We start from the raw sequence: 11292 nt of genomic DNA on the forward strand, positions 1-11292 counted from the left end.
ACCTGTTTTTTTGATTAACTAGCTAAGGTAATATTATTTTGGGATAATGTTGCTAAATATGCTGTTAAATAGCGATCACGCACAACTTGTTCACAGCCAGTATCAACTTGAAAGTGGATGACATATTTTATTGTTTGGGCTGTTTGCTCTGTAATACCAATAATTTGGGGCTTTTGAATAAGTGAGTCATGAGAAATAGTACCGTTGACTTTTTTAATCAGAGCATTAACTTTATTGAAGTCATTATCGGCTTTTAGTTGTAACTCAATATCAAGACCAATCCCGCCATGGGCTAGATTTTGCACAATTGATATATTTCGGTTGGGAATATAAATAATTGATCCATCAGTAGCTTGTAGTCGTGTAGTACGTAATCCCAATTGAATTACAATGCCTGTTTGATTATTAAGTTGGACTAAATCACCAACATCGAATTGGTCTTCACTAAGAATAAAAAAACCATTAACTAAGTCACTAACAAAACCTTGTGCTCCCATACCAATAGCTAATGAAAAAATTCCAGCACTAGTTAATAAAGTTCCAACAGGAATACCCAAAATTGATAAAACAGCAAACAAATAAAAGAAAATCACGGTATATTCAAAAATACTAGTAATTAAGGTTGCTACAGTTCGTGTACGTTTATTTTGTGGCTGTCTATTATGCTTTAAATAGTGACTAATTACTTTTTTACCACATTGATCAATAATATAGAAAACAATAGTTGAAATAGCTAACTGCCATAAAACTGTAAGTGCTTGTTCGCCTAATCTATCCCAATTAAACTTTAATACTCTTTGATTTATTTGAAATGACTTATTCATAATTTCTACCTTTCATATATTTATATTAACTATAGCAAATTATTACATATAGATTGAGATTAACCTATTTTCATGCTAGACTTTTTCTAGGTACAGAATTGGAGGTAGAAGATGATAATTTCCTATGGTGCACTGGCAGGTTTAATTGCGGCAGTCGCATTATTAATTTTAGTACTTTTTACAATACCAGTACTTATTCGTGTTGCAAAAGCAGCCAAGGAAGTAAATAAAACAATCCAGCTTACCAATGAATCCATTCAACAAGTAACAAAAGATGTTGATGAATTACTCGATCAAACTGGTGATTTGCTAGATAAGACCAATGTTTTAATGGCAGATGTTAATGTAAAGATGAAAACTATGGATCCGGTTGTTCAAGCAGCCGCTGATTTAGGTGTAAGTGTTTCAGATGTTAATGCTTCTTCGCGGCGGATGGCAAAAAAAGTCAGCAATTTTCATTTGAAACGTAACGGTGTAATGTCTTCGGCTTTAACTTCGGTATTTGCCAGACGTAGGCGCCGTAAAGGCAAGGACTAATAAATTAAGTAGAAGGAGTTAATTTTTATGAAAAAACTTACAAGTTTTATATTTGGTACAATTATTGGTGGTACTGCAGGCTTTTTAGCTGGTTCATTATTAGTTTCTGATAACCAGATTGATGAATTAAAGAAAAAGGTTAAAAATAATGAAGCCGTTCAAGATTTAAAGAAGAAATACGATAATGGAACAGAGGTTGTTAAGAATCAGTTGGCTTCATTTCCCAAAAATGTTGAAGATGATTCAGAGTTGAAAGATTTTGATGATATTGTCATTGATAATTCTACTGACGCAGTTGCTGCAGTGCAAGATCATGCAGAAGATTTAGTTAGTGACTTACATCATGCTGAGAATGTTAATAATATAAATAAGCCTGATGAAACATATGGTTCAAATGATTCATATGTTAGACCATAGAAGTATCTAAAAATGCACGAGAAAAAATTTTCTCGTGCATTTTTTAATTATAGCTAAATAATTAATCTTTTAATGGTAAAATTTTTAATTCTTTACTGGTATGAGTAAAGGGTTCATAGCCATTTTTAGTTACAACCCCGCAGTCTTCAATTCTGACGCCAGCAACATTTGGTATATAAATTCCGGGCTCAATAGAAAAACACATGCCCTCTTCGATAATTAAATCATTGCCTTGAACGATTGAAGGATATTCATGGACTTCCTTACCAATGCCATGGCCCAAACGATGAATGAAATATTCACCATACCCTGCTTTAGTAATAACGTCGCGGGCAACACTGTCAAGTTCAGCAGCAGTCATTCCAGGACGAACTGCGTCAATTGCTGCTTGTTGAGCTTCACGATCAATTTCATATATTTCTTTCTGTTTAGCTGTTGGTTCTCCGTAAGCTACCGTTCTGCTTGAATCAGAGGCATAACCATTATGCATTGTGCCTAAATCAAATAGAACTAATTCATTTGGCTTAACGGTATTCATTGTAGGTCCAAGATGGGGATTGGCCGCATTAGCTCCAGTTTGCACAATAGTTTCAAAGCTTTCGTGCATAACGCCTTTTTGCAACTTAAGTTGATAGTCAATTTGTCCAGCGATATAGCGTTCAGTAACGCCTGTTTTAATAGCGTCAAAGCCGATTTGAAAAGCAAAGTCAGCTTCGCGACCAGCGGCTTGTAACTCCGCAATTTCTACTGGCGTTTTATACAAACGAATTTTAGCAATAAAATTGGATAGATCGCTATCAAAATTAGCATCTGGAAATTGCTGATGTATTAATTGATAATGAGAAACAGACAAATTATTTTTCTCTAACGCCCATCTTTGATATGCTGAAGTTCGGCTTTTTACTTTGTCGGCAATGAGCGCCCAAGGATTTTCGGAGTCAAGATAGCCATAAACATCACCATCCCAAGCTGAATTTTTAGCTTCTTCGACATTTAATGCAGGAACAAATACAAAGGGTTCATGATCCTTAAAGGCTATTAAGCAAAAAATCCGCTCATGTGGTTCCATTTCATAACCAGTAAAATAAGCGATTGTTGTTGGATTAGAAATGTAGGCGATATCGTTGCCAGAACTTTGTAACCATTCTTGTAATTTATTTAAATTCATGATTATTCCTTTCAATCAATTGATTAATTAAAAGAAGTATACCATGTTCTTTATATGAAAAAATGAAAGAATAGTTGTAAACGTTTGCAATTTTTGGAAAAGCATGCTAAATTTGATACTAGTATTTTTAAAACGGGGGAAAAGGATGCGTAAACAAGATATTACAATTTATGATGTTGCTCGTGAGGCCAAGGTATCTATGGCGACCGTTTCAAGGGTTGTTAATGGCAATACCAATGTACGTAAAGATACCAAAGACCGAGTAATGGAAGTTATCAAGCGCCTGCACTATCAGCCTAATGCTGTAGCACAAGGTCTTGCTTCTAAACGAACAACTACAGTTGGTTTAATTGTACCTGACTTAACTAATTTATATTTTGCAGAACTTTCAAAAGGAATTGATGATATTGCTTTGCTTTATAAATACAATATCATTATTACGAGTATTGAAAATCAATTGATGCGAGAAGATCAGGCAATTCAAGGACTATTAAATAAACAAGTCGATGGCGTTATTTATATGGCTGATAATTTGCCTAATGAAGCTGCTGAGGCCTTTAAGCGGACTGATACACCAGTAGTTTTAGCTGGAACAAAAGATCGCCATAAAGAATTCCCTTCTGTTTCGATTGATTATCAAAAGGCAGATACTGAAGCTTTAAATCTCTTTTATAATGATGGCAGAAAAAATTTGGCGCTTGTTTTAGATAATCCTGATACATTTGTTAATGCCGAAAATAGGATTCCTGCTTATAAAAACTTTATGAAGAAGAATAATTTGGGTCCAGAGCATATTTATACCAATATTAAAGATCATTCGGATGGTTACAATTTATTTTCACAATTGCAAGATGATCATATTGATGGTGTTCTAGTTACTCGTGATGTTGCTGCAGTGGGTATTCTAAATTCTGCAATTGATGCTGGTAAAAATATTCCCAAGGATATGGAAATTGTGACAGCAAGTGCGACACAAATTGCTTCTGTTGTTCGTCCAGCTATAACCGCAGTGCGTCAACCATTATATGATATTGGTGCAGTAGCGATGCGCATGCTAACAAAACTAATGAGTAACGAAGAAGTGGCTAATATGCAAATTGAATTGCCATATGAATTATTAAAAAAGCAAAGTACATCAAATGAATAAATAAAAAAGTCTGGGACAACTAGTTCTTTATACAAAAAAGCAGACAAAACACAGCTTTTAGTGTTTTGTCTGCTTTTTATTGGTTTAGGAAAATAATTTTTCTCAGACTCGCTTCTTTTGTTTGAGTGCAATTTACTATGACGACTTAAATTAGGAGCAATATCAATGAGACAATCCGCAAATTGATTCAGTAGATTTACAAGTTAGGAGACAATTTTAGCTTTTGCTGCCGTCTCTTTTATTTAAAGCTACTAATGTTTCTATAATAGTTTTTACAGGTGGGGATTGTAGGGGTTGATATGCTGTTAAAGCAATATTAGTGTAGCGGTTCATGCGAGGTAAATTGTGGTATTGCTGCCAACTAGCATCATCAAAAAAGCCGTAAAAGAGAATATCGCGAGCTTTAACCCAACCTAGTGTAGTCTTAAGCCACATGCTGTTTGGACTACCATTGAAATTTTTAATTTTGAATAATTGATTAGCTGGTAATATTTTTTTCGTTTTTGTTTGATTTTCAGGATAACGGTAGATGGTAACTGGAGCCTGGGATTTAGCTAAAAGTTGTTTATCTTGGTAGGGCATAACCTCTTGTGGTTTTAAATCAAGATTGACGAATTCAGCAGAAACAAAAGTTTGATTTGCAATTTGGTAATAAAGTTGATTATGAGCCCGAACACCATACATTATGTTTAAGCTCTGCCCTGGATAAATAAATTTTTTTTGTTTAATACGAACGTAGGGATTCATCATCGTTGTAGTTTTATTTTTGCCGAAATAGATTCCTTGACGGTTAATTTCGTATTTTTTAGTTCCTTCTTTGGCTAATTTGTATTTAAAACCCGTACTAGGGAAGTTAGTTACTACACCATCGATATTTTTATTAATTAGCCAATGCCATAATGATGGTGATTCATCCATTTCGGCCCAAACAAAAACTTGTTTATTTAAGCGGTGTAACCAATGAATTAGGAAGGGATGATTTAAAATTAAGTCAGATGAGATATTAACCGCATTAACTTGCGGTAAATTACTAAAATTAATTCGCTTAAGGCTGCCAACTATGAGAATAAGATAGGCATCAGGCAGTAATTTGCGCAAGCGAAACAAGCTGGCAACTGAAAAGGAATGAATCATGACACGATTTTCCATATGATATTTTTTGATAGTTGCGGCAATTTTATTTTCTAGTTCATATGAAGGATCAATTGAGTGATCGATTTTAGTTTCTAAGATGAATTTAGCCTGTGGTTGTTTACGGTAATGTTCAAAAAGTTGTGTTAAACTAAGCACATGTTCACCATTATCATATGTTAATTGGCTAAGTGTTTGCCAATTGTTTTGTGATACAATTGCATGAGTATGGGTGACACGGTATAAATCATCGTCATGCGAGATTACTAATTCTCCATCTGAAGATAGATGCAAATCAAGTTCGACATAATCAGCTCCTGAATTGAAGGCAGAGTCATCACTTTGAATTGTTTCTTCAGGGTATTTACTAGGATCTCCGCGATGACCAACAACGGTAAATCCACTGGTTATTAAAAAGACTATACTAAAAAATAAAGCTTTAAGTAAACGGCCGTTAACTTTCATGTGTACACCTCTATCAATACTACAATAGCATGGTTGCACATTTTTTGCTATATGTCACAATTTAAGTTTATGTATTATGTAGGAAAAATTTATGAATGAAGAATATGAAGAATTTGATTTAATTGAAGAGATAATCCGTAATGATGGTAGCAAGTATTTTGAAATTTCAAATATTGATCAAAATGGAATTGCTGAATTAGCGGTTGATCATGGATTAATTAAAAATGTGCGAATTTTACAGTTAAATATACCTCGTACCAAGGCTTTGGTCATCTATGAAAAGTATATTAATCAGAATTATCATTTAGAAACTTTAAATAATGAACGAGATTGGAAAAATCCGACTTGGGTAGAGTGGGAAAAACCTAAAGGCAAGATTTTGGATAGTTATAATTTGGTTTTAAAATCTAATCAAATTGGATAGAGAGTTAAAGATGGAAAAACTGCGTATTTTACATACTAATGATTTACATTCACATTTTGAGCATTTTCCTCAAATTGCTCGTTATTTACATAAAGCACAAAAAGATAGGTCTGTTAATCAAGTTTTAACATTTGATGCAGGAGATTTTATGGATCGATCAAATCCATTAACGGATGCAACTTATGGCCAAGCAAATATTAAATTAATGAATTCATTCAATTATGATGCAATTACAATTGGTAACAATGAGGGTATTTCTAATTCTCATGAAACAGTAGAGCATTTATTTGATCATGCTAACTTTCCCGTTCTACTGGCAAATTTACAAGAAGAAGATGGAACAAGGCCAAATTGGGCACTGCAAGATAAAATTATTAAAACTAATAAAGGTACGCGAATCGCTTTAATTGGGCTAACTGCAGCTTATCCTCTTTCCTATGAACCTAATCATTGGCATGTCAAGACGTTAAAAGCGGCAATGGATGAGGTGTTACCGAAGATTGCTGGTCAATATGATGTTCTAATTTTGTTAACACACGTTGGGTTAAACATGGACTGCTTTTTGGCAAAAAATTATCCAGAAATTGATTTGATTATTGGCGGACATAGTCATGATTTATTGAAACATGGGTTAGAGGTTAATAACGTTTGGATTACTCAGACGGGAAAATGGGGTAATTTTGTAGGCAATATTTACGTTGAAATAGATAATGAGCATCAGATACAAAAAATTTCGCCACATGTTGAACCAACTAGTTTAATGAAAAGCGAGCCTGCTGATGAACTGACAGTTAAAGATTATTTGAAGTGTGGAAAAGAAATTTTATCTCGTGAATATATTGCTGATTTACCTAAGCAATATGATAATAGTTTAGACGCGGCAATAGAAGTATCGATGGAAGCAATTGCTAATTTTGCTCAAACAGATATAGCAATGCTTAGTTCAGGGTTGTTTCTAACACCTTTTAAAAAAGGAATTTTAACTAAATATGATTTACAACAAGCATTGCCACATTCAATGCATGTAGTACGGACAACACTTCAGGGGTGTGACTTATGGCGTTTAGTTATGGAAATTGAAAAGAACCGGCATTACTTAGATCATTTTCATTTGCAGGGAATGAGTTTTCGCGGCAAAATTTTTGGGCAGATGTATTATCGAGGAGTTAGATATGATCCAGTTGAACAATCAGTTTATGTGAATAATCAGCAAATAAATTTTAAAAAGAACTATCAAATTGCCGTATTAGACCATTATATTTTAGTACCATTCTTTCCAACTTTAGCAATTGTGGGTGAAAATCAGTTTTTATTTCCACAATTTTTACGCGAAGTAGTTGGTAATTATTTGAGTAAAAAATATCCATTAACAGGAAGTGATATTGATGATGGAAAAAGAAATGGCAGTCAAGACAACTAAGGCAAATAAAGAAAATCGTTTTGTTAAAGAACAACCCCTACGGCATCCTTTAGCAGTTGTGACCTTAAACGGTAATCATTTAAAAATTAATAAGCAATCTTATCAGATAGTTGTTAATAAGCAAGAAGCACTAAGTATAGAAGTTTTACGCCAAAAATATGATCCTTATTTAGATCAATATGATTTTTTGGTTGGGGATGTCTCAAGTGAACATTTGCGCTTAAAAGGCTTTTATAAAAATAACGTTCAAGCTACAATTGATCGCAGGGAACAAACGATTGCTGATTATTTAATGGAATATTGTAATCCTGGTGCGGGTTATTTTATTTTAAAGCTACTAAGTCCAGTGCATCATTACCGCTCTACTAATAGTAAAAAGCAATCCCAAAGCCAATATCGAAGAAGAAAGAAAGTCAAGATCAGGTCAACGTTACAGCATAATTTTATTATTAAGAAAAGAAAGAGTAGCAATTAGGTGAAAGATTATCGTTTATTTTTAATTGATCTTGATGGTACGATTTATCGGGGACAAGATACGATTGCTTCGGGAGTGCGCTTCATCAAGCGACTAGAATCATTGGGAAAGGATTATCTTTTTTTAACTAACAATACAACACGTACGCCACAGATGGTGGTTGAAAAGCTAGCAAAACATGGTATCAATACGGATATTTCGCATATATATACACCATGTATGGCAACAACTAGCTACATTTTAAGCCAAGAAAAAGAAAATAAAAAAATTGGTGTCTATCTAATTGGTCAGGTTGGGTTATGGAGTGAATTTTTTAAGCATCCAGAATTTGAATTAAATCCTAGTGATCCTACTTATGTAGTTGTAGGAATGGATGCTGATTTGACCTACCACAAAGTTCAAATTGCAACCAGCGCAATCAGAAAGGGAGCAATTTTTATAGGCACAAATGCCGATTTAAATCTGCCTAGTGAAACCAGGTAATGGTTCACAATGTGCTATGATTGCTGCTGCAAGTGGATGTGAACCAATATATATTGGTAAACCCGCAAAAATTATTGTAGAGCTACTTTTAAAGCAAAGAAATTGTTTAAAAGAAGATGCACTTATCATTGGTGACAATTATGAAACTGATATTAAGGCAGGATTCAATAGCCAAGTTGATCAATTACTTGTATTAACTGGGATTACAAAGAAAGTAGATATTCAAGGTAAAAGGCAACCAACACTTATTGTTAATAATTTGGATGAAATTAAATTATGATCGACAAAAATAATTTTTTTAGTATTATTTATCATTTTGTTTTTGCAATTACTAGTAGTGTTGTAGGAGCGGTTATTGCTAGTTGGCCTCTTTTAATGATTTTTGTTTTGGTACAAAAAACTTATAAGGTAGTCAATTTATCAATAGGTCAAATAATGGGAAATTATAATCAATTGTTATGGTATTTAATATGGCCGCTTAAAAAGAAGCTTAGAATGAGTAATTTACCTACCTCAATGGCGGCTGCACAGCATTTTGCTGATGTAAAAAAGTTATTTACCATAGTAATTATTGCTTTTTTGTGTTGCTTAATATTGTATTTTTGGAACAGTAAAAGTAAAAAAAGCTTTTTCAGATTAAATAAAATTTGTGCACTATTATTGTTGCTTTTACCAGTTGCTGCCCTACCTTTTGCGTTGACGAATTTTGATCAATTTTTTATCAATTTTCATCACCTATTTTTTATTGGAAGTACTACTTGGTTATTTAATCCTGAGACTGACCCAATTATCAATCTTTTGACTGAAGGCTTTTTTGCCGCTTGCTTTGCTGTAGGTGGAACTATTTATGAACTATATTTTGCCAATCAATTATTGCAACGATAAAAAGGAGCTCCTAATGGGGCTCCTTTTTTTGAGTATAATGTTTTTTGAAAGTAACAAGTAAAATTGGTAAAACTGAAATTAAGATAATCGCCAAGATTAATAAGGAAAAATTATCTTTAACAAATGGTATGTTGCCAAAAATAGCACCAATTATAGTGAAGATGCCACTCCAAATGATTCCGCCGACTATGTTGTAGATAGCAAATTTTCCGTAGTGCATTTTGCTACCGCCAGAAATGAATGGAACGAATGTCCTAATAAAGGGGATAAAGCGACCTATAACAATAGTGATCGGTCCATGGCGATTGAAAAACTGTTCGGCTGCTAAGCGATTTTTTTGATTAATCAGTTTGTTGAACCAAGAATATTTTTCTCCAGCAGTCACTGATCGTGCCCCAATTTCATAATTACAAGCATCACCTAAAACTGCGGCAAGAACAACAGCCAAATAAATTAGCCAAATATTGAGGTTATATTTGGGATTAACTGCCATTGAACTGGCGGCAAAAATAAGCGAATCACCTGGTAAAAATGGGAAAATAACTAATCCAGTTTCAATAAAAATAATTCCAAAAATGATTAAGTATGTCCAGCTACCAAACTGATTTACTATTTCAATCAAATGATGGTCAATGTGTAGAATAAAATTGACAATAGTCATAAATTGCTCCTATATACTGGTTGAATGAATGGTTAAATTTTTTTGGGGAAAAAGTGAACGCATAATTGATGTAATTGCTATTTGTGCTTCGCCAAAGCCTAGACCAATTACTGGGACGCGTTCTGGGTAATATGCAGCATCTCCTACTGCATAAATGCCTGAAATATTGGTTTCCATTGCGCGTGAAACGCCAATTTGTCCCTTGGTTAAGTTGACGCCCCACTTACTTACAAAATTATTATCGCTACGAAAACCATAGGCAACAACAATTTGATCAAATTTCTTAGCAATGATATTTGTAGTACCTATTTCCTTTAATTCAATTTCAAGCTGATTATTGCTAAGAGTAACAGCTTTGGGCAGATAGGGTGTAAGAACTTCAACGTTTTGTAATTTCTTTAATTGTTGAACATTAGCTTCAAGCCCCCGAAATTCATTTCGGCGATGTATGATTTTAATCTGGGTATTAGCTACATTTGCAAGCTCAAGTGCCCAATCTAATGCGGAATCACCGCCGCCAAAAATGCCAATTGTTTGATTTTGAAATTTTTGGGGATCATTAATAAAATAGTGAATATGTTTTTCAATTTCATCATTTGTGTGTAAAGGAAATGCTTTAGGTGTAAATGAACCATTACCAGTAGCAATGATAACACTTTTAACTTCAAATTCTTTATCAATTAAAAAGCAATCTTCAATTTTTTCAATAGAATTAACACGATGGTCAAATACAAATTTTGCTTTTCTTTCAGCTGAATACATCAACTTTTCAATTAATTCAGCTCCAGTAATTTGGTTAAATACGGGAATGTCGAAAATTTTTTTAAATGGGTACAGTAATTTCGGTTGCCCTCCAGCTTCACTTAATGAATCAAATACAATAGTTTTTAACCCGTGCAAATGAGCAAAACTTGCACTAAAAAGTCCAATTGGTCCTGCTCCGATAATTGCTAAATCAAATTTTTTTATTTAAAAAACCTCCTAATAAACCTTGATATTTCAACTTTAGCATGAATTTTAAAGTTAGTCACTTGAAAAAAATCATAAAAAAGGGTTGCAAAAACCAAAAAAGGTTGCTAATATAAATAACTGTCGTCAGGGCAAAGCCAGTAAGGCAAAGGCAAGGCGGCAAAAAAGATATAAAAAACCAGTTGACAAAAGCGACTGAGTTTAGTAATATAAAAAGCGCTGTTGTTTAAAGAAGCGGCAGCGCGGGTCAGAAAAAAGTTCTTGACAGAGTCGAGAGCATCTGATA

Annotated in this window: 12 protein-coding genes and 1 pseudogene; 8 read left to right on the forward strand and 5 right to left on the reverse strand. The window is 33.7% G+C overall.

Going from position 1 to position 11292, the window contains the following annotated elements; all coding sequences use genetic code 11:
- Positions 1-14 precede the first annotated feature (14 nt).
- A complete protein-coding gene (locus F5ESL0237_RS01445; RefSeq protein WP_090093625.1) occupies positions 15-824 on the reverse strand; it encodes a mechanosensitive ion channel family protein in 810 nt (269 codons plus the stop codon).
- Between the two features lie 111 nt (positions 825-935).
- Between F5ESL0237_RS01445 and F5ESL0237_RS01450 the strand changes: the two genes are divergently transcribed.
- Both F5ESL0237_RS01450 and F5ESL0237_RS01455 read left to right on the forward strand, forming a co-directional pair.
- Positions 936-1361, forward strand: a complete 426-nt coding sequence (locus tag F5ESL0237_RS01450) for a DUF948 domain-containing protein (protein ID WP_122021325.1) — start codon at positions 936-938, stop codon at positions 1359-1361.
- 27 nt (positions 1362-1388) lie between these two features.
- Entirely contained in the window at positions 1389-1778 is a 390-nt protein-coding gene (locus F5ESL0237_RS01455) for a DUF1269 domain-containing family protein (protein ID WP_122021326.1), read from the forward strand.
- 61 nt (positions 1779-1839) lie between these two features.
- On the opposite strand, the gene F5ESL0237_RS01460 is transcribed toward F5ESL0237_RS01455, so the two are convergent.
- Positions 1840-2946, reverse strand: a complete 1107-nt coding sequence (locus F5ESL0237_RS01460) for an aminopeptidase P family protein (protein ID WP_122021327.1) — start codon at positions 2944-2946, stop codon at positions 1840-1842.
- 145 nt (positions 2947-3091) lie between these two features.
- Here F5ESL0237_RS01460 and F5ESL0237_RS01465 point away from each other — a divergent pair, with 145 nt between their 5' ends.
- Positions 3092-4093, forward strand: coding sequence for a substrate-binding domain-containing protein (locus F5ESL0237_RS01465; protein WP_122024441.1), 1002 nt, complete (start codon positions 3092-3094; stop codon positions 4091-4093).
- A 216-nt stretch (positions 4094-4309) separates the two neighbouring features.
- Here the strand turns inward: F5ESL0237_RS01465 and F5ESL0237_RS01470 are convergent, their stop codons facing one another.
- Positions 4310-5689, reverse strand: coding sequence for a glycerophosphodiester phosphodiesterase (locus F5ESL0237_RS01470; protein WP_122024442.1), 1380 nt, complete (start codon positions 5687-5689; stop codon positions 4310-4312).
- 91 nt (positions 5690-5780) lie between these two features.
- On the opposite strand from F5ESL0237_RS01470, the gene F5ESL0237_RS01475 reads away from it, so the two are divergent.
- The 5 genes and pseudogenes from F5ESL0237_RS01475 to F5ESL0237_RS01495 all read left to right on the forward strand — a co-directional run bounded on the left by F5ESL0237_RS01475 (position 5781) and on the right by F5ESL0237_RS01495 (position 9376).
- Positions 5781-6113, forward strand: coding sequence for a hypothetical protein (locus F5ESL0237_RS01475; RefSeq protein WP_090093637.1), 333 nt, complete (start codon positions 5781-5783; stop codon positions 6111-6113).
- Between the two features lie 10 nt (positions 6114-6123).
- Positions 6124-7533, forward strand: a complete 1410-nt coding sequence (locus F5ESL0237_RS01480; RefSeq protein ID WP_122024443.1) for a bifunctional UDP-sugar hydrolase/5'-nucleotidase — start codon at positions 6124-6126, stop codon at positions 7531-7533.
- Complete coding sequence (locus tag F5ESL0237_RS01485) at positions 7499-8008, forward strand: YutD family protein (protein ID WP_199688755.1); 510 nt, start codon at positions 7499-7501, stop codon at positions 8006-8008. The genes F5ESL0237_RS01480 and F5ESL0237_RS01485 overlap by 35 nt, the downstream gene beginning before the upstream one ends.
- Positions 8009-8771 (forward strand): annotated as a pseudogene (locus tag F5ESL0237_RS01490) (HAD-IIA family hydrolase).
- Positions 8768-9376: a TIGR01906 family membrane protein gene (locus F5ESL0237_RS01495; protein ID WP_090093643.1), complete on the forward strand. Its 609-nt coding sequence runs from the start codon at positions 8768-8770 to the stop codon at positions 9374-9376. The pseudogene F5ESL0237_RS01490 and the gene F5ESL0237_RS01495 overlap by 4 nt, the downstream one beginning before the upstream one ends.
- 10 nt (positions 9377-9386) lie before the next feature.
- Here the strand turns inward: F5ESL0237_RS01495 and F5ESL0237_RS01500 are convergent, their stop codons facing one another.
- Together F5ESL0237_RS01500 and F5ESL0237_RS01505 are read right to left on the reverse strand one after the other, a co-directional pair.
- A complete protein-coding gene (locus tag F5ESL0237_RS01500) occupies positions 9387-10037 on the reverse strand; it encodes a VTT domain-containing protein (protein WP_122024444.1) in 651 nt (216 codons plus the stop codon).
- Between the two features lie 9 nt (positions 10038-10046).
- The gene (locus tag F5ESL0237_RS01505) at positions 10047-10985 is read right to left on the reverse strand and encodes an NAD(P)/FAD-dependent oxidoreductase (RefSeq protein WP_122024445.1); all 939 of its coding nucleotides are present in this window, start codon (positions 10983-10985) and stop codon (positions 10047-10049) included.
- Between the last annotated feature and the right edge of the window lie 307 nt (positions 10986-11292).

Source organism: Lactobacillus sp. ESL0237 (genome assembly GCF_003692985.1).
Lineage (GTDB): Bacteria > Bacillota > Bacilli > Lactobacillales > Lactobacillaceae > Lactobacillus > Lactobacillus bombicola.